Annotated in this window: 19 protein-coding genes and 1 pseudogene; 13 read left to right on the forward strand and 7 right to left on the reverse strand. The window is 50.9% G+C overall.

From position 1 onward, the window contains the following. Positions 1-224: 224 nt before the first annotated feature. Positions 225-644 (forward strand): acyl-CoA thioesterase, encoded by a 420-nt coding sequence (locus tag ACOTSW_RS05680; protein ID WP_186882749.1) that lies wholly within the window; start codon positions 225-227, stop codon positions 642-644. 11 nt (positions 645-655) lie between these two features. Beyond that, positions 656-2,239 (forward strand): alkaline phosphatase D family protein, encoded by a 1,584-nt coding sequence (locus ACOTSW_RS05685; protein ID WP_423681533.1) that lies wholly within the window; start codon positions 656-658, stop codon positions 2,237-2,239. A 255-nt stretch (positions 2,240-2,494) separates the two neighbouring features. Here ACOTSW_RS05685 and ACOTSW_RS05690 read toward each other — a convergent pair whose 3' ends face one another. The 3 genes from ACOTSW_RS05690 to ACOTSW_RS05700 all read right to left on the reverse strand — a co-directional run bounded on the left by ACOTSW_RS05690 (position 2,495) and on the right by ACOTSW_RS05700 (position 7,552). Next, on the reverse strand, positions 2,495-4,180 hold the full coding sequence (locus ACOTSW_RS05690) for a long-chain fatty acid--CoA ligase (RefSeq protein ID WP_423681534.1): 1,686 nt from the start codon (positions 4,178-4,180) through the stop codon (positions 2,495-2,497). Between the two features lie 262 nt (positions 4,181-4,442). After that, entirely contained in the window at positions 4,443-6,521 is a 2,079-nt protein-coding gene (locus ACOTSW_RS05695) for a molybdopterin-containing oxidoreductase family protein (protein WP_423681535.1), read from the reverse strand. Positions 6,522-6,637: 116 nt separating this feature from the next. Further along, positions 6,638-7,552, reverse strand: a complete 915-nt coding sequence (locus tag ACOTSW_RS05700; protein WP_423681536.1) for an NAD(P)-dependent oxidoreductase — start codon at positions 7,550-7,552, stop codon at positions 6,638-6,640. A gap of 117 nt (positions 7,553-7,669) precedes the next feature. Between ACOTSW_RS05700 and ACOTSW_RS05705 the strand changes: the two genes are divergently transcribed. Further along, positions 7,670-8,212, forward strand: a complete 543-nt coding sequence (locus ACOTSW_RS05705) for an acyloxyacyl hydrolase (protein ID WP_423681537.1) — start codon at positions 7,670-7,672, stop codon at positions 8,210-8,212. A gap of 216 nt (positions 8,213-8,428) precedes the next feature. On the opposite strand, the pseudogene ACOTSW_RS05710 reads toward ACOTSW_RS05705, so the two are convergent. From ACOTSW_RS05710 to ACOTSW_RS05720, 3 genes and pseudogenes are all read right to left on the reverse strand, one after another. Continuing rightward, positions 8,429-8,638 (reverse strand): annotated as a pseudogene (locus ACOTSW_RS05710) (acyloxyacyl hydrolase); the annotation flags it as partial. 23 nt (positions 8,639-8,661) lie between these two features. Beyond that, positions 8,662-10,689 (reverse strand): ATP-binding protein, encoded by a 2,028-nt coding sequence (locus tag ACOTSW_RS05715; protein ID WP_423681538.1) that lies wholly within the window; start codon positions 10,687-10,689, stop codon positions 8,662-8,664. Between the two features lie 23 nt (positions 10,690-10,712). Then, entirely contained in the window at positions 10,713-11,585 is an 873-nt protein-coding gene (locus ACOTSW_RS05720; RefSeq protein ID WP_423681539.1) for a phosphate/phosphite/phosphonate ABC transporter substrate-binding protein, read from the reverse strand. Positions 11,586-11,800: 215 nt separating this feature from the next. On the opposite strand from ACOTSW_RS05720, the gene ACOTSW_RS05725 reads away from it, so the two are divergent. From ACOTSW_RS05725 to clpB, 7 genes are all read left to right on the forward strand, one after another. Next, positions 11,801-12,334 (forward strand): glycine zipper 2TM domain-containing protein, encoded by a 534-nt coding sequence (locus tag ACOTSW_RS05725; RefSeq protein ID WP_423681540.1) that lies wholly within the window; start codon positions 11,801-11,803, stop codon positions 12,332-12,334. A 97-nt stretch (positions 12,335-12,431) separates the two neighbouring features. After that, a complete protein-coding gene (gene glp, locus ACOTSW_RS05730; RefSeq protein ID WP_423681541.1) occupies positions 12,432-13,637 on the forward strand; it encodes a gephyrin-like molybdotransferase Glp in 1,206 nt (401 codons plus the stop codon). Between the two features lie 30 nt (positions 13,638-13,667). Then, entirely contained in the window at positions 13,668-13,925 is a 258-nt protein-coding gene (moaD, locus tag ACOTSW_RS05735; RefSeq protein WP_423681542.1) for a molybdopterin converting factor subunit 1, read from the forward strand. Between the two features lie 3 nt (positions 13,926-13,928). Beyond that, positions 13,929-14,432 (forward strand): molybdopterin synthase catalytic subunit MoaE, encoded by a 504-nt coding sequence (gene moaE, locus ACOTSW_RS05740; RefSeq protein WP_423681543.1) that lies wholly within the window; start codon positions 13,929-13,931, stop codon positions 14,430-14,432. A gap of 5 nt (positions 14,433-14,437) precedes the next feature. After that, entirely contained in the window at positions 14,438-14,812 is a 375-nt protein-coding gene (crcB, locus tag ACOTSW_RS05745; RefSeq protein ID WP_423682263.1) for a fluoride efflux transporter CrcB, read from the forward strand. Positions 14,813-15,031: 219 nt separating this feature from the next. Further along, entirely contained in the window at positions 15,032-16,000 is a 969-nt protein-coding gene (gene pip / locus ACOTSW_RS05750) for a prolyl aminopeptidase (protein ID WP_423681544.1), read from the forward strand. Between the two features lie 266 nt (positions 16,001-16,266). Further along, complete coding sequence (gene clpB / locus ACOTSW_RS05755) at positions 16,267-18,861, forward strand: ATP-dependent chaperone ClpB (protein ID WP_423681546.1); 2,595 nt, start codon at positions 16,267-16,269, stop codon at positions 18,859-18,861. Between the two features lie 48 nt (positions 18,862-18,909). Here the strand turns inward: clpB and ACOTSW_RS05760 are convergent, their stop codons facing one another. Then, positions 18,910-19,734, reverse strand: coding sequence for an AraC family transcriptional regulator (locus ACOTSW_RS05760; RefSeq protein ID WP_423681547.1), 825 nt, complete (start codon positions 19,732-19,734; stop codon positions 18,910-18,912). Positions 19,735-19,839: 105 nt separating this feature from the next. Between ACOTSW_RS05760 and ACOTSW_RS05765 the strand changes: the two genes are divergently transcribed. The 3 genes from ACOTSW_RS05765 to ACOTSW_RS05775 all read left to right on the forward strand — a co-directional run bounded on the left by ACOTSW_RS05765 (position 19,840) and on the right by ACOTSW_RS05775 (position 22,537). After that, the gene (locus ACOTSW_RS05765; RefSeq protein WP_423681548.1) at positions 19,840-21,084 is read left to right on the forward strand and encodes an MFS transporter; all 1,245 of its coding nucleotides are present in this window, start codon (positions 19,840-19,842) and stop codon (positions 21,082-21,084) included. A gap of 68 nt (positions 21,085-21,152) precedes the next feature. Further along, a complete protein-coding gene (gene rraA / locus ACOTSW_RS05770) occupies positions 21,153-21,647 on the forward strand; it encodes a ribonuclease E activity regulator RraA (protein WP_423681549.1) in 495 nt (164 codons plus the stop codon). A gap of 47 nt (positions 21,648-21,694) precedes the next feature. Beyond that, the gene (locus ACOTSW_RS05775) at positions 21,695-22,537 is read left to right on the forward strand and encodes a TatD family hydrolase (protein ID WP_423681550.1); all 843 of its coding nucleotides are present in this window, start codon (positions 21,695-21,697) and stop codon (positions 22,535-22,537) included.

The following is a 22,537-nucleotide window of genomic DNA, read 5'->3' on the forward strand; positions in this document are numbered from 1 at the left end:
AAAGAATCCTGAGCAACACCATCCGGTCTGATCCCCTTCCCTTCTCAGAGTATGATTCCCGATGATTTTTTCTTTGCCAGCGCACAGGCACGCAAGGCCGTATCTCATTTTTATCATTTCGACGTCTTGGGCCTGAGCAAGATTAAAAAGAACAGCCAGCCGACATTGAATAAATACCTGAAATACGGATTTACTCCGATTGTAACGTTTTAAGGAAACTCCCGATGACTGATCATCACCAAACAACTCTTCCAGCCGGTATGCCGACCCTGCGCGTCATGCCTATGCCATCCGATGCGAATGTCCATGGCGACGTTTTCGGCGGCTGGATTATGTCGCAGGTCGATATTGCCGGTGCTATTCCGGCTGCCCGCCGCGCCAACGGCCGCGTGGCAACAATCGCTGTGAATTCTTTTCTGTTTAAACAACCGGTATTCGTCGGTGATTTATTGTCGTTTTATGCGCAGATCGTCAAGGTCGGGAATACCTCGATCACGATAGAAGTCGAAGTGTATGCAGAACGGAATCGCCTGCAAGCCAGCACCGTCAAAGTGACCGAGGCAACATTAACGTATGTTGCCACTGGTGAAGACAGAAAGCCACGCCAGATTCCGCCACTGGAATCCGTTTCATCCGGCGTCTGAGGATAAATCAAGTGCCGTCACGTCGCCTGTTTTTACAGCGCAGCCTGCAACTGGCTGCGCTTGCTGCCTTGTCGCGGGCCTACCCTGGTTATGCAGCGGAACGCAGTAAAGTTTATCCGTTCACGCTCGGCGTTGCATCGGGATCGCCGCGCCACGACAGCGTTGTCATCTGGACGCGCTTACTGCCGGATCCATTGAATGCACAGGCGCTAGCGCCTGCGGTGTACAAAGTCCTGTGGGAAGTCGCTGAAGATGAGGGATTTAAGCGTATCGTCAGCAAAGGTGAAGTGTTCGCGCTGCCGGATCTGGCTCATAGTGTCCATGTCGATGTGACGGGTTTGTCACCCGGGCGCTGGTATTGGTATCGCTTTATTCATGGCGAAGCGATCAGCCCGGTCGCCCGCACACGAACCGCACCAGCGATGGACGCTCCGCTCAGTACCTTGAAATTAGCCGTGGCATCCTGCCAGCATTGGGAATTCGGTGAATATGCGGCACATCGCCACATCGCGCAGGCCAATCCCGATCTGGTCGCCTTCCTCGGCGATTACATTTACGAATGGGGCCCATACGACCTCAAGCATCCAGCCAAACCGCGCCGGCGCGATATTGAAAGCAGCAACCTGGATCAGTACCGCGCCCGTTATGCGCAATACAAATCTGATCCGCAACTGCAGGCAGCGCACCATGCGGCTCCCTGGCTGGTGACCTGGGACGACCACGAAGTCTGCAATGATTACGGCAATGAGCGCGACGAACGTCTGGATACCAATTTCATTCTGCGCCGCGCTGCGGCCTATCAGGCGTTTTACGAACACATGCCGGTGCGCCTGCACAAAGTAACCGTGCTGCCATCACAGTTTGCCCACATGCGTATTTACGATCGATTTGACTGGGGCAGACTGGCACGTTTTCATGTGCTGGATGACCGCCAGTATCGTTCGCCGCAAGTTTGTGCAAAACCGGGGCGCGGCGGTTCGAATGTCGTTACTCAGGCCGAATGTGCCAATCGCAACGACAGCGCATTAACCCTGCTCGGTGCGGAACAGGAAAAATGGCTGGCACAAGGTCTGGCAAGTTCGCAGGCGAAGTGGAATATTCTGACGCAGCAAACCTTCATGGCACAGACCAATCTGAGTAATGTGAATGTCGATGGCGAAGGAAAATTCTGGACCGATGGCTGGGACGGTTATCCGGCCGCGCGCCAGCGTCTGTTTGACGATATAGAAAAACACCGGCCTGCGAATCCGGTTGTTATTTCCGGCGACGTTCACACGTTTTACGCCGCCAACCTGAAACGCGATTTCTGGAAAAAATCTTCGCCGGACAACCCGGTACTGGCGACAGAATTTTGCGGTACCTCGATCACCTCCAATTCGCGCCCGCAAGAACGTACCGATCAGATCGTTGCACAGAATCCGCACATCAAATATGGCCGCAGCGATAAACGCGGATTCATGTTGCTCGACATTTCCGCCAGCAACATGCTGACGCAGTTCGTGGCACTGGATGATGTCAGCAAAGCAGATTCGGGCATCAGTACGCTCAAAAGTTTTATGGTCGAAGACGGTAAAGCCGGGCTCGTCAGTCTCTGAAACTGCATATCTGAACCTGATGCGGCAATAAAAAAAAGGAAGGCGATGCCTTCCTTTTTGCGTTGTAAAGCTGCTTTTATGCCGCCGGCATACTCCCACCAGTATCTAAAACACCCCCTTATTTTATGCTGACGATCAGCGGTTTTTATATAAAAAGAGGGGGAGTATCCTCAAAAGTGGCAATGAGATGCGTTTAAAACTATGGTCAGACGAACTCAGCACCGCCTGACGCAAGTCTGAACGACTGTTGTGCTATCAGGCCGGTTTCTTTTCGTCACGTAATTCGCGACGCAGGATTTTACCGACATTCGTCTTCGGCAATTCCAAGCGGAATTCTATGTACTTCGGCTTTTTGTAACCAGTGAATTGCTCTTTGCAGTAATCCATTAACTGATCAACCGTCAATGAAGGATCTTTGCGCACCACAAACAATTTCACGGCTTCACCGGAATTCGCATCAGGCACACCGACGCAGGCACATTCCAGCACGCCCGGGTGTAATGCGACCACGCCTTCGATTTCATTCGGATAGACATTGAAGCCGGATACCAGGATCATGTCTTTTTTACGATCGACAATCGTGGTGTAACCGCGGAAATCCATGATGCCGACGTCACCGCTTTTAAAGAAGCCGTCAGGCGTCATTACTTTTGCCGTTTCTTCCGGCATATTCCAGTAACCTGCCATCACTTGCGGGCCACGGATCGCGATTTCACCGGCGTGTCCCAGTGGCAGACGATTACCATCGTCATCCAGAATCACGATTTCTGTGGATGGAATCGGCAGACCGATCGTGCCGGAAAATTCTTTGGTATCCGGTAAGTTAGCGGTCGCGACTGGTGATGTTTCGGACAAACCGTAACCTTCTGCAATCGCACAGCCGGTAATTTTCAACCATTTATCAGCCACGGCTTTCTGCACCGCCATACCGCCACCACTGCAGATTTCGTAACCGGAAAAATCGAGTTTGGCGAATTCAGGATTATTCAGCAAACCGTTATACAAGGTATTCACGGCTGGGAAAATATTGACCTTGTAGTTTTTGAGTTCTTTGATGAAACCCGGGATATCACGTGGATTCGGAATCAGCAGATTCATCGCACCGATACGGGTTCCCAGCAGACTGCAGACTGTCAGCGCGAAGATATGGTATAGAGGCAGAGCGCAAACGATGATACGCGCGTCTTCTTTATGCCCGGACATACTCGGAGTCAGCCATGCATCGTTCTGCAAGACATTCGCCACCACATTTCTGTGCAGCAGCGTCGCGCCTTTGGACACACCCGTGGTTCCACCGGTGTATTGCAGGAAGGCGACGTCGTCACGCTGAATATCGACCGATTTCAGACTCAGTGAATCGGCCTCGGACAAGACTTGATTAAATCGTTTTGCGTTAGGCAAAGAAAAAGCCGGCACCATTTTCTTGACGTTGCGGACAACAAAATTCACCAGCACGCCTTTCAGCCCGAGCATGTCGCCCATGCTGGCGACGACAACGTGCTTCACCTGCGTTTTCTGGATTACATGTTCCAGTGTGGTCGCAAAGTTTTCGAGAATAAAGATGGCTTCTGCACCCGAGTCTTTTAACTGATGCTCAAGTTCACGCGGGGTGTACAGTGGATTAACATTGACGACAACATAACCGGCACGCAGGATCGCCGCCATGACGACCGGATACTGCAAGACATTCGGCATCATGATCGCGACACGGGCGCCTTTTTTCAGACCGCGCTGCTGCAACCATGCACCAATTTTTTGCGACATCAGATCCAGCTTGCCATAAGTCAGATATTTACCCATGCAGGCGTAGGCATTACGATCAGAAAATTTCTTGAATGCCTCTTCTAATAACTGCACCAGTGACTGATATTGCGTCACATCTATTTCTGCGGGCATACCTTCCGGATAGGATTTGAGCCAGAATTTTTCCGTCGTTTGCATCTGTATTTCCTTGTCTCTGATTGTTGTTCTGTTAATCATCTGTCACTACACAGAATATTAAAGCATGGTCGTTCTTTTTAATAGTCACAATACTCCGAGAGCCGATGCTATCGGCTAAGTGAAAGTAAGGCAAGCATTTTGCGTTAATCTGAAACCATCCTCTAGTAACTTGCTGCAACGCACAATAACTTACACTCAAATCCGGTAATTTTACTGATCAAGAACAAAGCGGCGCAGGCAAAACCCGGCTGCTTGCCTATATTCAGGCTTTCTCTACCTGCACCAGAACATCGTAAAAAGTCGGGCCGCCGCCCATATCGGTCAGTTGCTGACTGGTGACTTCATTCGCATTTTTATGATCGCTGGCGAGTTTCTTCCACCAGATAGACAAACCCACAACCAGCCCCCGTCGCGCTTTGTCCGTGACACGCGCTGTCGCCACAAAACTGCCGCGGTCATTAAAAATTCTGACCTGATCTCCGTCATGAATCTGGCGGAAAGCAGCATCGTCAGGATGCATATCCAGATGAGGCACGCCTTCTGTATCGCGCAGGCTTTGTACATTCACAAACGTCGAATTCAGGAAATTCCGCGCTGGCGGTGAAATCATGGCCAGCGGAAAACGTGCGCCCAATCGCGGATTCGCCGCGACGGATTCGTAAGGCGGAATATAAGTCGGCAAAGGATCCAATCCGTCTATACGCATGCTTTCGCTGTAAAACTCACACTTGCCGGATGGTGTGGCAAAGCCGCCTTCGGCAAAGGGCGCTGGCTTGACATTGACTTTCTGCCAACCGGCTTTCTTCAGCGATGCCCAGTCAAAATGGATCGCGCGCTCATCATTTTTATCAAATGCATGACTCGCCATCTCATCGTCAGACTCGTCAAAACACGCATCATCGAAGCCCATTTTCTTCGCCAGCAATCTGAAAATTTCGCTGTTTGGTTTTGCTTCGCCCAAAGGAGCGATTGCGGGATTATTTGCCATCATGTAGAGATGACCGTAAGTCGTGTGGATATCGGTGTGTTCCAGCTGCGTCGTTGCAGGCAACAAGATATCGGCGTAATCCGCGGTATCCGTTTGGAAATGCTCGATCACAACAGTAAACAAATCTTCGCGGGCGAATCCCTGTGCCACTTTTGAAGACTGCGGTGCGACCGCGACCGGGTTCGAGTTATAAACAATGACCGCATCAATTTTCGCGCCGAACTCTACGCTGCTCTGCTTTAACAAATCATCACCGATGGTACTCATATTGATGGTACGTCGTGGCTGTCCTCGCGGAAACAGATCCGGCCGCTGCAAATAAGATACGTTTTTGGGAAATGCATCGGATAAAGATAATTGAACGCCACCAGCCGCATGTCGCCACGCACCAACTAAGGCGGGTAAGCTGGCAATATTCCGCACAGCCATACCGCCACCGTGTACGCGCTGCACGCCGTAATTCATACGTATCAGGCTCGCCTCACCGCGTTGCGCACAATGTCCGTAATCGCGTGCAAGCTGAATTACTTCCTCTGCTGTAATACCACAAGTGGCGGCGACACGCTGCGGGGTCCATTCGGCGACACGCTGCCGGAGCTGCTCGAAACCCAGAGTGTGTTGCGCGATGTAGTCGTGGTCAAGCAGATCTTCTGCAATCAGAACATGCATTAAACCCAGAGCCAGTGCGGCATCAGTTCCAGGCAGTAGAGCGATATGCTGATGGCATTTTTCTGCTGTCAGCGAACGATAGGGATCAATCGCAATTAATTTGGCGCCATTGCGTTTGGCTTCCTGAACCCGCATCCAGAAATGCAGATTCGATGCAATCGGATTACCACCCCAGATCAGTATCAGCCTGGCATTTTGCGTCTGCTCCGTGTCGGTACCAATACGGGAACCCAATGTGTATTTATAGCCGACACCTCCCGCAGTGGCGCAAATGGTGCGGTCCAGAAATGATGCACCGATTTTATGAAAGAAACGCTGCGCCATGCCATCGCCCTGCAGCAAACCCATGGTTCCGGCGTAGCTGTAAGGCAAAATCGCGAGGGGATCCTTGCTTGCGACCGCTTGTAGTTTCTCACTGATTGTAGTCAGCGCCTCCTCCCAACTGATACGTTCAAACTTGCCCTCCCCTTTTTGTCCTACCCTCTTTTGTGGATATAACAGACGGTCTGCATGATAGGTACGCTCTGTATAACGGGAAACCTTGGTGCACAGCACACCTGCAGTCGTCGGATGATCGGCATCTCCTTTGACCGCGACAGCTTTACCATCCTCCACATGTACCAGTAATGCACAGGTATCCGGGCAATCATGCGGACAAACCGCACGTACGATTTTGTTACTCATTCTGACTCCTGAAAAGATAACTCACGAACAATTCACTCTTGTGAGTATCTGCACATTTCCCACGCTTCCCGCACCCAAGTTTCGCGTTGTTCGCAACAGACCTTGCGATAAACAACTTAAGGTAACTGATCCGGTGCAACGCCAAGGCGAATTCCACCATTAACTCTTTCCAATTCCAGCAGCGCTGCCGAATGATCCGCCGTCGGATAACGGGTGGAAAGGTGGCGATAAATATCAGTAACAAGGTTAGTCAATGGCAAACTCAGACCTGCATCCGATGCCGCACTCTGGATGTTTTCCATATCCTTGGTCTGTGTTTTTACCTGTCCTCCCGGTATAAAACTGCGGTCTAGCATACGCTGCCCGTGCACTTCGAGAATCCGGCTTTCAGCAAAGCCGCCACGTAAAGCCTGACGTACCGCAACAGGATCCGCGCCACCCGCCTGAGCCAGCAACAGCGCCTCGGCAACAATATTGATCGTACCGCCGACAATCAGCTGATTACACAATTTCGCCAGTTGCCCGCAGCCCGCGGCGCCAACGTGTGTGGGGCGGCCAAACACTTGCAGAATTTGCTCGATCTGAGCGTACGTGTCAGGTCTCGCGCCAACCATGATGGCCAGAGTTCCGGCTTGCGCACCTATCACACCGCCGGAAACCGGAGCATCAGCAAAAGCGACACCCTTGTGCAACAAGGCCTCATCCAGTGCTTTCGCTTCTGATTGACGGGTTGAACTCATGTCGATCACAACGCTGCCAGCTCTCAGGTAAGGAGTGACTTGTTTCATCACCTCTGCAACCACAGGACCTGAGTCCAGCATGGTAATGAGGACGTCGGCAAACCAATCACCGGCGTTCACTGCATCCTCAGGTCTGTCGGCAATACGGGCTCCATATTGTCGCAAGGTCTCGGCTTTTGATATTGTGCGGTTCCAGACTGTAAGCTCATAGCCCGCCTCAAGCAAACGAATTGCCATCGGGCGTCCCATCAAACCAATCCCTAAAAATCCTATTCGTATTTTCTTTGTCATTATATTTTCCGATAGCTGAACGGATTAAATATTATCGCCTTTTCGCGTCCGGTGAAGCTGAATGAAAATTCCAGCCATGTTATTCTTCAACTTTTACTCCACCTTCTTAAGCAGCGTATGACAACCTTTAATAAAAAAATCCTCTTGGCCGGAGTTGGACTTCTGCTAGCCCATGCCAGTTCATTTGCCGTAGATTCAGTTTCCGCAGAATTTGCCAGTGGCAATAAGTCACAGTTTGTGCGTGGCGGAGCTCAATGGGACTGGGACAATGCCTGGTTCAAATCGAATGGTACACAAGTAGGTGGGTACTGGGATGCTACACTGACTCAATGGCGTAATAATGCCTATCAAGGAGTATCGGGAGCGACTCAAAATATTACTGATGTCGGCATCACCCCAGTCTTTCGCTTTCAGAATGAAAATAAAAAAGGGCTTTATGCCGAAGCAGGGATAGGTCTGCATTTATTCTCCCACGTCTATAACAATAACGGCCGCGCCTTTTCGACAGCATTCCAGTTCGGAGACCATATCGGAGTCGGCTACGTATTCAACAACGGCTGGGAAGCCGGTCTCAAGATTCAGCATTTCTCCAATGGCGCTATTAAAAAGCCGAACCCTGGAGTGAATGTGGCGACGCTCAAAGTGGGCTATCACTTCTGAGCAGAAGCAAAGAGTGAAGTTGAGAAGAAGAATAAAAAAGGGGCGAAAGCCCCGTTTTTATTGTTACGTTCAGGAATCAGTGTCCGGCATCAGACAAACCGGCTGAGAGTGAGCCTGTACGAACCGATCAACGGCCATCACAGCACCGCCAATGCGTAAGGACATCGGCGATCAGATGAACGCATTCAAAGCAAAGCCTAAAAGCAAAACCCCCCGTTACGCTGGGTAACGGGGGGTTCGCAGAATACAAGCCTGACGATAACCTACTTTCACACTGGTTGCAGCACTATCATTGGCGCAGAGTCGTTCAGGGTTCGGCTTTTTAATAGCGCCATTGGAGAAATGCTGAATCTTGAGACCGGCTTCCCAGCCGTTGTTGAATACGTAGCCGACTCCGATATGGTCTCCGAACTGGAATGTGGTGGAGGCTATTAGTATTTATTTTTTAGCTACTCATCACCAGCAACTTTTGCCAACACTTCGGAGAGGATAGTACGATTGATTGGCTTGGTCAGATAACCATCGAGGCCGGATTTTAAGGCTTCTTCTTTTTCATCCGACATCGCTGATGCCGTTAGTGCGTATATCGGTATTTTGCGTTTAGTCTTTTTTTCTTCTTCTATTCTACGTATTTCCTTTGTTGCTTCCATGCCACCCATGACCGGCATCTGCATATCCATCAGAATCAGATCAAATTTATCTTCTTTCCACTGACTGATCGCCTCCGCTCCGTTATTGACCAGTGTAGTGTGGTGTCCTTGTCGTCCTACTAAATTTGTAATCAGTGTCTGATTCACTGGATTATCTTCGGCAATTAATATTTTCAACTGACGCTGAAGGGTAGTTTGGTGTTCCGCTTCTTTCTGGTCGTTTACCAGCTTATGCTTCCCTGAAATATTTAATGGCAAACTGCAAGTGAATCGACTGCCTTTTCCAACTTCGCTTTGGATGGAAATACTACCACCCATAAGTTGTGCCAGTTTATTACTGATGCTGAGGCCCAGTCCTGTACCACCAAAGCGACGGGTTGTGGAGACGTCCTGCTGAGAAAAAGCATCAAATATATAACTCTGCTCTGATTTCGGGATGCCGATACCTGAATCTGTCACAGAAATGAGTAACTGAGGTGTGTTTTTTTTATCATCCGTGACTGCAACATCAAAGCGAATTCCGCCCTGATCCGTGAATTTGACTGCATTAGCGAGCAGATTATGAACGATCTGACGTATGCGAACCGGATCACCGATGATGACATCAGGTAAATTGCTGGCGAAATGACACTGCATGCTCAGGTTTTTCTTATGCGCACTTATTTCGTGTAACTTAACTATTTCATCTAATAGTTCCCGCAACGGTATATCAATGGATTCCAGTTCAACTTTATCTGCCTCTATTTTGCTGAAATCAAGAATGTCGTTGATGATCACCAGTAAATTTTTAGCCGAACTGTGCGCCATATGCAGGAATTCTTTTTGTTCCGCAGTAAGCGCCGTATCCATAGTTAGTTCCAGCATGCCAATCACACCATTCATCGGTGTCCGTATCTCATGACTCATATTCGCAAGGAAAGCGCTCTTTGCTTTGTTCGCACCTTCAGCGGCTTCTTTCGCAGAGATCAGATCTAGTCGTATGTGTTCTGCTTCAGCCACTAACTTTTCTATACTGGCTAGTATAGCTGCGATGTTTTTGCCTTCGACGGGCTTGTCTTTGATGTCAGGTAACAGGTTAATCAGAATGTGTTTGAGAGAATTTAAGGTATTTTCACGCTCATCAAGTTCAGTTCGCAACTGACTGGCGGTATTTTGTAAGGTGATCAGCGTTTCCCTTATCTCCAGTGGTGCATTCTTGATCAGACTGGCATATTCGCTGTCGTGACCGCTCATCGTTCCCAGTTGCAAAACTTTGGATTTCTGCAGGCTCCCCAGCCAGCGTTTGAGAGGGAACCAGATCAGGATCAGACCAAACAGGAAGCTTGCCAGGGTCAACGCTGATGCGGCCTGCATCATTTGCCACATGCGATAGGCAATTTGTGCATCATCGAAAACCAGTCGCAATACACCGTAGTCTTGTCCGCCTACCTTGATAATACGATTATCATCATACAGACGATGTTGTACCCGATGAATGACCCACGAAGGAATATCATCTTTATTGATATTGCTTCTCTGTGTACTTTCAATCAGTCCTTGTTGTAACGGAATAAATTTTGCAGCTGCAAAATTAGGGCTGAGCACCATGCTGTCGAGCGTACGCTTGATACTGTCGTAATCGCCGATAACGGCGCTGTCAGTGATGGTTCTTGCGGCGACTTCCAGCATAGAACCTGCAGATTCCTGCACATCTTCAATTTCCTGTGTAAAGCGGGTTTCGTAGTACAAACCAATGCCGGCGCACATCAGTAACAGCCAGGTGGCGGAATACAGCATGTATACCCGGAGTACCAGAGATTCAGGCAGGAAAAATCTTAAAAATCGCACGTGATAATCTTTTTGAAAACGAATCAACGCAAGTTCACGGGAGCGGATTGATAGAACTTCCGGTAGCTTGCATATTCACTGCCATCTGACGGGATGAAATAAATGTCTCCCGTAAGACCTATTTTTGCGGATGCCTGTTGCAGTACCACTTTGCCTTGCGGGTCATTTTTCATATTGAAAAACGCGGTCGATACCGCTTTCAAGTCCGCGAGCCGGACCTTGTCTGAGGCCATTAATGCCAGGTCATAATATGGCTCAGACGTCCACAGAATACGGAATTTTTTCTTTTCACGTGCAGAATAGGCTGAAATCAGCTGGGAATTACCGCCCGTCGCCTGCACCTTGCCCGCCAGCATCTGCGCGATTGCACCATTCTGATTGCCGCCGAAAATAACATTGACTTCGATGCCTTTGTTGATCAGGTGTGCCATCGGTACTTTGTAAGCCACCAGCGCTTCCGGACCGGGAAAGGCGATGTCTTTACCTTTAAGTTGCGCAATATCGGTGATGGTCGATTCTTCCGGAACGATGATTTGTCCGCTGACAGGAGGAACATTTCTGCGGCCAAACACCTTCCATCCTAACTTTTCCCTGTCTGGCGAGAATAGATGATTAGTGAAAGCAAAATCGACTTCTTTGGCCAGTACGAAACTGGTTGTATCAGCAGATGTTCTGCTCATTTTCAAGCTCAGCTTGACGCCGCTTTTTTCCGACACATAATTAATGATCGGGTTCCAGTAAGCAGCCGTCAGATTGATGTCGTATTGATTCACTGGTGAGAATTGGTACGCTGCGTTTTCAGCGCGCAAGCTGATTGGTAAGCAGGCGCTGGTCAGCAACAAGACAATAGCGAGAAATGGTCGCCAGTAATGGCGCAAGACAGTCGGATTCAACATGAATAGTCTGAGCAGAGAGGGATGTCAGCGACAGATTATAGTGATATTCGATAATAACAATGTAAATTCTCTATTCATCACCGGATTGTATTTCAGTCCGGCGGACGCAAGAAAAACGGCTGTCTTGCTTCAGTATCAAATCAGTGTCATATTCGTGTCAACACACAGCGTCGCCTTCGCGTTATTTGCAGATGCGATCTTTTTGGGAGTCAGACATGCGAACTCAATTACTGTTAACGGCGTTAGTGATCACGGCGCTTTCCGGCTGTGCAAATCAGCGCTATACAGAAAATTATCCTCAGCAATATCCGAATCAATATCCGCATCAGCATTCCCGGCAATATCCGGATCGTCAGCCGAGTACCTATCCTCAGTATCAGAATCAATACCAGAATCAGCAGAATTATGGTGAACTGGCAACGATCGTAGGTATGCGCAATGTTACTGTTGACGGCAATGTATCGGGTGCGGGAACGGTCGTCGGCGCGCTGGTTGGTGGTGTGCTTGGCCATCAGGTCGGCAAAGGCACTGGCAATGACCTGGCGACGATAGGCGGCGCCATTGCTGGCGGTATCGTCGGCAATCAGATGGAGCGTGGTTCGGCGGGGCAGAAAATGCGTACCGAATTGACGGTACAGTTTCCTAACGGCGAGACCCGGACGATGCTGATCGATAACCACGCCGGTTATCGCGTCGGCGACCGGATACGCGTCATCATGCAAAACGGTCAGCTCGTTCCTATGCAGTAATGCCGGGAAGTCGTATCCCCCGAAGGTAGCAGTGTGTCATTGCTGCCTTCGGGATACAATGCAGGAATACGTACTTCATCATTCCTGAGCATGTGATATGACCGAAAAAAAATCTATGTTGAGCGTCGATCAGGCGCTCAATTTTTTATTGTCAGCGGTACGTCCGCTGACTGACACCAATCTCATTCCGACGATCGATGCACATGGCCGCGTGCTGGCACAGGCACAGTCCTCACTGCTGCACGTACCACCGATGGACAACACGCAAATGGACGGCTACGCGGTGCGGGCAGCTGATTGCGTCAGCGGCGAAGCGCGCCTGCGGGTCGCTCAGCGGATTCCGGCGGGGCATATAGGCGCACCTTTAGAAGCCGGAACGGCCGCCCGTATTTTTACCGGAGCGATGATCCCAGCCGGAGCCGATGCCGTCGTCATGCAAGAGCAATGCGTGGTTGACGGGGACTATGTCGTCATCCGTCATCAACCGCAAACAGGCGAATGGATACGCCGTCAGGGTGAAGATATCGCCGCTGGTGCGACCATCTTGCTGCCCGGAACCCGCTTGCGGGCGCAGGAACTTGGGCTGGCAGCCTCGGTTGGTCTGGCGCAATTACCCGTCATCCGCAAACCACGTGTTGCCGTCTTTTTTACCGGTGATGAACTGGCGATGCCGGGTGAAGCGTTGAAACCGGGTGCAATCTATAACTCCAATCGCTTTACGCTGACTGGCCTGCTGCAGGATATGGGCTGCGACATTACCGACTACGGCATTGTGCCGGATACACTGGCGGCGACGCGCGACACCTTGCGTAAAGCGGCGCAGGAACACGATTTAATTATTACCTCCGGTGGTGTTTCCGTCGGTGAAGAGGATCACATCAAGCCGGCGGTGGAAGCCGAAGGGCGTCTGAACATGTGGCAGATCGCTGTCAAGCCGGGTAAGCCGCTCGCCTTCGGTGAGGTTGGGCAGGCGTTTTTCCTCGGTCTGCCGGGAAATCCGGTGTCGAGTTATGTGACTTTCCTGTTATTTGTGCGCCCGTTTCTATTACGTATGCAAGGTGTTGAGCAGGTCGCGCCGCAATCTTACGTCATGCGTGCCGATTTCAACTGGCCTAAACCCGATCGCCGTAATGAGTTTTTACGTGCCCGCATCAATCCGCAAGGCGGGCTGGATTTATTCCCGAATCAGAGTTCAGGCGTGCTGACATCTACCGTCTGGGGCGATGGTTTGATTGACGTGGCACCGGGGCAGGTCATTCAGGCTGGCGACCAGGTACGTTTTTTACCATTCGCATCATTTTAGATTTTTCCGCCTTACCGATAAAATTGCATCATGAAAATTCAATTACGTTTTTTTGCCAGCGTTCGTGAAAAACTCGGCTTAGCTGAAGAAACGCTCACTTTGCCGGATGAAATCACTACTGTTGGCGGTGTGCGCGCTTATCTGCAGTCGCGCGGTGGCCTCTGGGCGGAAGTGCTGGCCGATGACCGCGCGTTGCGCATGGCGTTTGCGCACGTGATGTGCGATGCGGAAACACCCATCAGCGAAGGCGGTGAAGTGGCATTCTTCCCACCTGTGACCGGAGGTTAAATCATGACTGTGCGCGTGCAGACAGCAGATTTTGATCTGAATACCGAAGTCGCCAACCTGCGTAAAAACAATACCGCGATTGGTGCCATCGTCAGTTTTGTCGGCGTTGTGCGTGATCTGAATGATGGTCAGAATGTGTCAGCGATGGAGCTGGAACATTATCCCGTGATGACGGAAAAAGCACTAGCCGACATCGTTGCACAGGCGAATGCGCGCTGGGCGCTGCTTGATACGCTGGTCATTCATCGCGTCGGCGCTTTGATGCCTGCCGATCAGATCGTGCTCGTGGTCACTGCATCGAAACACCGTGGCGAAGCCTTTGCTGCCTGCGAATTCATCATGGATTATCTGAAAACGCAGGCACCGTTCTGGAAAAAAGAGCAGACACCGGAAGGCGCGCGCTGGGTTGATGCGCGTGAAGCCGATGATCACGCGCTCGGCAAATGGGGCATTTCTGTCAACAATGCCGCGACAGATTCCGCCTCACCTGATGGAGCGTCAGCATGAACTGGCTGGGCTGGCTCGCAGTTGGCAGCGGTGCCGCAATCGGAGCGTGGGCACGCTGGGGATTGGGTCTGTGGCTCAATGGTGTACTGACGCAATTGCCGGTGGGCACGCTGGCAGCAAATCTGGGCGGTGGTTATATCATCGGGCTGGCAGTGGCTTTTTTTACGGCGTATCCCGATTTATCACCGGCGTGGCGATTATTTCTGGTGACCGGCTTTCTCGGCGGTCTGACCACGTTTTCCACGTTTTCTGCCGAATCCATGACCTTGCTGCAGCGGGGCGAGTTTGGCTGGGCGCTGGCACATATCAGCGTGCATTTGCTGGGCTCGATTCTGTGCTGCTTTGCCGGCTTTGCCAGTTACCGCGCTATCGCTGGCTGAATTAGAAAAAAAGGGGAGTATGTGCTGTTTTTGCCTTATTCTCAGCGAAAACAAAGGGCTTTAAAATATACTCCCCGGGGTATATTTTGCTCTGAAAAGGCTGTTTTTTCTGGTTTTGGGCTTGTCGCAACTATTGCGCTGTGCCGTGCCGGGTGTCCCTGCACATACTTGCCCTTCCGTAAATCACAGCAAACGACATCATCTGACTGAACTGACATCATGACAAGCGACACCATGCACACTGTTTTTCCTGAAATTGAACCCTACCGTAGCGGCACGCTGGCGGTGGACGAATTACATACGCTGTACTGGGAAGAGTGCGGTAATCCTGAAGGGCAGCCAGTGCTGTTCCTGCACGGCGGCCCCGGTGCGGGCACTTCACCGTCGCACCGTCGTTTTTTTGATCCTGCGCATTACCGCATCGTGTTGTTCGATCAGCGTGGCGCCGGTAAATCCACCCCGCTGGGCGAATATCGGAATAACACCACAGCGCTGTTGATTGAAGACATAGAAAAAATCCGCGTCATGCTCGGCATACAGCAATGGCTGGTCTTTGGTGGCTCCTGGGGTTCCACACTGGCACTGGCGTATGGCGAAGCGCATCCTGAACGCTGCCTTGGTTTTATCCTGCGTGGCATTTTCCTGTGCACCAAGGCTGAGGTTGATTGGTTCGTCAACGGCATGGGATATTTTTATCCTGAAATTCATCAGCGTTTTGCTGAAGTGATTCCAATTGAAGAGCGTGGCGATCTGCTGCAGGCGTATGTGAAACGCTTGTTTTGCGATGATCCGGCGATCTATATGGAAGCGGCACGTAACTGGAGTCGTTACGAAGGTTCCTGCCTGTTTCTGAAGCCACAAGCCGAGGCAATAGCCAGTTTCGAATCCGATGAGGTCAGCCTCGGCATCGGTCGTCTGGAGGCGCATTACATGCTGCACGGCGCTTTCATGGAAGACGATGCCTTAATCCGCAACATAGCCAAAATCCGCCATCTGCCGGCCGTGATCGTACAAGGGCGTTATGACGTGATCTGTCCACCGGTATCGGCCTATCGCCTGCATCAGGCGTGGCCGGAAGCCGCTTACCATGTGATTGGTGACGCGGGTCATGCAGCAATGGAGCCGGGGATTGCCTCTGCGCTGGTGCAGGCCACCGAAGATTTTAAAACGCAGCGCCGGTTTTCCTAAGTCCGGCCACATCTGTTGTATTCGCTCATCGAGTACCTCTGAGCTGTTCTTCTGAACAGCTCAGATTGTTTCTGACTTGCCAAAATTTGCATCGTCAGAAAGTACCGCCGGAAAAGCGTGATATGGCGCAAACAAAGCGTAATTCAAGGTATATATTTTCAAATTTGATTTGCCGAAAAATAAGGCAGGCAGTATCTTTTGATCATGCTTGAAATCAGCATAGCCGTCCCAAATTGTAGCGATAATTCATCATACAGGAGCAGCAAATGCGTCTCGATAAACTCACTACCAAGTTACAGGAAGCACTGGCTGACGCGCAAAGTCAGGCAGTCGGCAATGACAATCAATATATAGAACCAGTACATGTGCTGCTGGCCTTAATCAATCAGGAAGATGGCGGCAGCCGTTCACTGCTGCAACGCGCAGGTGTGAATGTCAATGCGCTTGTGAACGGACTCAAAAGCGCCATGGATCGTCTGCCGAAAGTTTCCGGCACCGATGGCCAGGTGCAGATCGGCCGTGAATTAACCGGCTTACTGAATCTGGCAGACAAGGAATCGCAAAAACGCGGTGACGAGTTTCTGGCAAGTGAAATGGTATTGCTGGCATTGTCCGATGATAAATCCGAAGCAGGCAAACTGGCGCGTGAAAATGGCCTGACCCGTAAATCCTTAGAGGCGGCTATTTCAGCGGTACGCGGTGGCGGTAACGTCAATTCGCAGGATGCCGAGGGACAGCGCGAAGCATTGAAAAAATACACACTCGATCTGACCGAACGGGCACGTCTGGGCAAGCTTGACCCTGTGATCGGGCGTGATGATGAAATCCGTCGTGCGATTCAGATTTTGCAGCGTCGCAGTAAAAATAATCCTGTGCTGATCGGTGAGCCCGGCGTCGGTAAAACCGCGATTGTCGAAGGTCTGGCGCAACGTATCGTCAATGGCGAAGTTCCGGACAGCCTGAAATCCAAACGCGTGTTATCACTCGATATGGCAGCGTTGCTGGCGGGTGCGAAATTCCGTGGTGAATTTGAAGAGCGCCTGAAAGCAGTGCTGAAAGAAATCGCGCTCGATGAAGGGCAAACCATCGTCTTCATCGACGAGTTGCACACCATGGTCGGCGCGGGTAAAGCCGAAGGTGCGATGGATGCCGGCAATATGCTGAAACCGGCACTGGCTCGCGGCGAGTTGCATTGCGTAGGCGCGACCACGCTGGATGAATACCGCAAATACATCGAGAAAGATGCGGCGCTGGAGCGTCGTTTCCAGAAGATTATTGTTGATGAGCCTAGCGTCGAGGCAACGATTGCGATTCTGCGTGGCTTGCAGGAAAAATACGAAGTCCATCATGGCGTTGACATTACCGATCCGGCAATTGTCGCTGCGGCTGAATTGTCGCATCGCTATATCACCGACCGCTTTTTGCCTGATAAGGCAATTGATCTGATTGATGAAGCTGCATCAAAAATCAAGATCGAGATCGATTCGAAACCAGAGGTGATGGATAAGCTCGATCGTCGTCTGATTCAGTTGAAAATCGAACGTGAAGCGGTGAAACGTGAAAAGGATGAAGCGTCCCATAAACGTCTGGCGCTGATCGAGGAAGAAATCGACAAACTGTCGCGTGAATATGCTGATTTGGAAGAAGTCTGGAAAGCCGAAAAAGCCATGGTGCAGGGCAGTACGCACATCAAGGAAGAGATAGAGAAAATCCGCGTCCAGATGGAGGAGGCAAAACGCAAGGGTGACTGGCAAACCATGTCAGAGTTGCAGTACGGACGTTTGCCTGAGCTGGAGGCTCAGCTCAAACAAGCTGACAAACAGTCAGATAAAGAGCCCGAGGCTGACGGCAGCAAGCTGAAATTGCTTCGTACGCAAGTGGGCGCAGAAGAAATTGCCGAAATCGTTTCACGTGCTACCGGTATCCCGGTTTCCCGCATGATGCAGGGCGAGCGCGAAAAATTGCTGCACATGGAAGATGCGCTGCATGAACGCGTAGTCGGTCAGCATGAAGCGATCGTTGCTGTTTCTGATGCGATCCGCCGTTCGCGTGCCGGTCTGGGTGATCCTGGCCGTCCGTACGGTTCTTTCCTGTTCCTTGGCCCGACCGGTGTCGGTAAAACTGAGCTGTGTAAAGCGCTGGCAAATTTCATGTTCGATACCGAAGAGTCGTTGATTCGTATCGATATGAGTGAATTCATGGAAAAACACAGCGTGGCTCGGCTGATTGGTGCGCCTCCGGGTTATGTCGGCTATGAGGAGGGTGGTTATCTGACCGAAGCAGTACGCCGCAAACCATACAGTGTGATTTTGCTTGATGAGGTGGAAAAAGCACATCACGATGTATTTAATGTCTTGTTGCAGGTGCTGGACGATGGTCGTATGACCGACGGACAAGGTCGCACTGTGGACTTTAAAAATACCGTGATCGTAATGACATCGAATCTGGGCTCGCATCAGATACAGGCGATGGAAGGCAGTGATCCTGAGGTCGTGAAAATGGCAGTCATGGGCGAAGTGAAAACCCATTTCCGGCCTGAATTCATTAACCGGATTGATGAGATCGTGGTATTCCATGCGCTGGACGCTAAAAACATCGGTGCGATTGCGAAGATACAGCTCAAAACGCTGGAGCAGCGTTTGTCGCAAATGGAGATGGGCTTGCAAGTCAGCGATGCTGCCTTGCTGAAAATTGCCGAAGCTGGCTTCGATCCTGTGTATGGCGCACGTCCTTTGAAACGTGCAATACAACAGGAAATCGAAAATGTTTTGTCGAAGCAAATTTTGCAAGGAAAATTCGGACCGAAAGATATTATTTCGGTTGATGCGAAAGATGGTGAACTTGTTTTCGGTAAAGTGTGATTAAATAGCCGGGAGCAAGTTACGGCGGTGCATTAGCACCGCCTTTTTTTATGTCTGCTGAATTGAGTTGCTGTTTTTTCTGCTGAGAGGTCTTCTATTAAAGAAAATAGTCGGAGTTGTACCCAGCGTCTTTTTGAACATCGCAGAAAAAGCAGACTGACTGGTATAGCCGAGTTCTGTTGCGACTTGTGATAATGACATGCCTGATGCGATGAGCGGCGTTGCCATCGCAAGACGCATTTGCTGGCGCCAGTGACTGAAACTCATGCTTAGCTCTTTGTGAAATAAACGGCTCAGAGTTCGCGCTGATGCGCCACTATGTTTTGCCAACAGATCCAGACTTTCCTGATTGGCGGGATTGCTGAGCAGACGTTCGCATAAGTTTTTGAGCCTTTTGTCTTGAGGCATGGGTAAGTGAATGGGCAGCGGTCTGGCTGCCCGCAATTCGTCAAAGATCACTTCAAACAAGTGGGTTTCACGACTGCATCCCCGCTCAAATTGTGCCATTGCCGCGATCAGCTCGCGTAACAGGCCTGATACGTCGATGATTACGCAACTGTCGGTGGGAAATGGATTGAAATCCTTGTGTATTTGTAGCACGCGTAACTGCGAATTTGCAAAGGTGCGCACTTCATGCACCATGTCTGGCGGTATCCATACTGCACGCATTGGTGGTACAAACCAGATATTGCCATCGGCAAGTACCTGCAGCATGCCTTGAGGGGTATAGGTGAGTTGTCCCCATGCGTGCTGATGTGCTTCCAGATTTCTGGCATGTTTCAGATCCCTGGAATTGAGCCGTATCGGACGCATTGGTGTCGGATGTTTTTCCGGCGGATGTGGTTGATAGCGCGTCAGTTGGCGAGTACGCATAATTAAAATATGGCAGTTTTGAGATAAATAATGTCATGTTATCTTAAATCTGCCTGATAGAAATTCCTTAGACTGACGCTGTTTTCTTCAAATTCCGGAGTTTTTATGTCTGCAGCAGAAATTGTGCCCGGCTCACCAGTGCCGCCTACTCAGGTAAAACAAGATGCGATGGTGATAGGTCTGGTGGGATTTGCCCATGCCATTTCGCATTTCTTCCACATGATTCTGGCGCCTTTGTTTCCTTGGATTAAAGAGGCCTTCAGTTTGTCGTATGCCGAACTGGGATTGCTGATGACGGTGTTCTTTGTCATTTCAGGTGTAGGGCAGGCCCTGTCCGGATTTGTCGTCGATAAACTCGGTGCGCGTACGGTCTTATTCTTCGGTATCAGTTGCCTGGGATTTGCCGCGCTGGTGCTGTCATCGGCACAAAATTATGCAATGTTGTTGCTGGGGGCGATGCTGGCCGGTGTTGGTAACAGCGTGTTCCATCCTTCTGATTACACTTTGCTGAATAAACGGGTGTCACCAGCGCGGCTGGGATATGCGTTTTCTGTGCACGGCATCAGCGGTAATCTGGGCTGGGCTGCGGCGCCTGTGTTTCTGGTCACGATTGCGCAATTCACGACCTGGCGCACCGCTTTATTTTGCGCAGCGTTTCTGCCTTTCATGGTGCTGGCGTTACTGTTCATTTATCGCGACTTATTGCATACCGATATTGTGCCGGCAGCATATCCGCATACGAGTGCCCATGCAAAAGAGGGTGTGCTGGATTTCCTGAAACTTCCCGCGATCTGGATGTGCTTCGGTTTCTTTTTTATGTCAGCGATGGCGCTGGGTGGCATACAAAGTTTTTCTGCCGCGGGTTTACGTGATTTGTACGGCATGTCCTTAAATGCGGCAACCACGGCTTACACCATGTTCATGCTGGCGTCGGCATGCGGTATGTTGCTGGGTGGTTTTCTGGCCGCCAGAGCCAGTCACCACGACAGAATTATTACGCTTGCATTCAGCCTGGCCGGTGTGTTTTCACTGTTGCTGGCGACTGGTTGGTCGAACACGTTGATGGCGATAGTGCTGATGGCGGGAATCGGCTTTGGTTCCGGTATCGCCGGACCATCCCGCGATCTCTTAATTCGTGCTGCAACACCGAAAAATGCGACTGGCCGCGTGTACGGCATTGTCTATTCAGGTCTGGATTCCGGGCTGGCGGTCGCACCGTTGCTGTTTGGTGCCATCATGGATGGTCGTCATTCTTCGTGGGTGTTTATCTGCGTCGGCGTATTTCAGGTGCTGACGATACTGACTGCAGTCAATGTCGGTGGTCGTACCCGGGCATTGGCTGCTGCATAGTCTCAGGCTAAAATGAGTCGGCCTGCCGCTTTTGGCAGGCTTGGAAAAAATAAGAAAGAGGACAATCCATGAGCTTTGCAAGCTGCGATATCTGTGATGCAAACGAAGATAAATTGGCGAGCGGTGAGCTATCAGCACTGCCACCGGTATTCAAGAGTTACGGGGCGACGACAAAATTCAGCGGACCCGCCACAACGCTGAAAGCGTTTGAGGATAATGGCATGGTGCGCACCGTGCTGGAAACGCCGGGCAATGGTCATGTACTCGTAATTGATGGCGGTGGCAGTCAGCGTTGCGCTTTGGTGGGCGGTAATCTGGCGGTGCTGGCGGAGAAAAATGGCTGGGCCGGTATCGTCGTTCATGGTTGCATACGCGATGTCGATGAAATCAACGCGTGTAACATCGGGGTCCGCGCATTGGCTGCGATGCCGGTCAAAAGTATCAAGCGGGGCGGCGGCGAGCAGAATCTGCGTATCTCGATCGCTGGCGTTGCGGTCTCTCCGGGAGACTGGATCTATGCCGACGCCGATGGCGTGCTGGTTGCCAGACAACAATTACACTGACCGACAAACGCTGCGATACAGAAAAAGACTTAAGGAAAGTTATCCGCATGTGGATAGACTCACACTGTCATCTTGATGCTTCTGAATTTGCCGGGGCATCCCTTGCTATGGCTGAGGCAGCAGCGAAATCAGGTGTGTCTGCAATCGTGATTCCTGCGGTGCATAAAAATAATTTCGCAGCCGTCGAAGCTTTATCACAACAGCGTGAGGACTGTTTTTACGCGCTTGGTATTCATCCTATGTACGTGCCGACTTCGGATGAGAAAGACTTATTGTTTTTGCGTGAAAAAGTGGCTGCATTGATGAGCCGGGACAACACGTCGAACGTGATGACAGATGTGCAGAATCAACTGCCTGCGAATCGTTTTGTCGCCATTGGTGAAATCGGGCTCGACTTTTTTGTCCCTGCGTTGAAAGAGAGTCCTTTGCGGGAAAAACAGGAATTTTTTTTTATTGAACAACTGAAAATTGCGCGTGAGTTTGAACTTCCGGTGTTACTACATGTGCGACGGTCGCAGGATACGGTACTCAAGTATCTGCGTCGTATCCGCGTACCGGGTGGTATTGCCCATGCGTTTAACGGCAGCCATCAGCAGGCGCAGACCTTTATCGATCTTGGCTTTAAGTTAGGGTTTGGAGGTGCGATGACCTATACGCGGGCGTTGCAAATCCGGCGGCTGGCGACAGAGTTGCCTCTGACTTCGCTGGTGTTGGAAACAGATGCACCGGATATGTCGCCGAGCTGGATTCCACGCGCGATCAATACTCCGGCAGAATTACCTGCCATCGCTGCAGTGCTTGCCGGACTGCGCGGCGTGATGCCTGCCGACATCAGCATGGCAACGACCGTCAATGCACAGGCGGTGCTGCCGCGTATGCGCAGAGTCTGA

Origin of the sequence: Undibacterium sp. WLHG33, from assembly GCF_049544815.1 — a bacterium.
GTDB lineage: Bacteria > Pseudomonadota > Gammaproteobacteria > Burkholderiales > Burkholderiaceae_D > Undibacterium.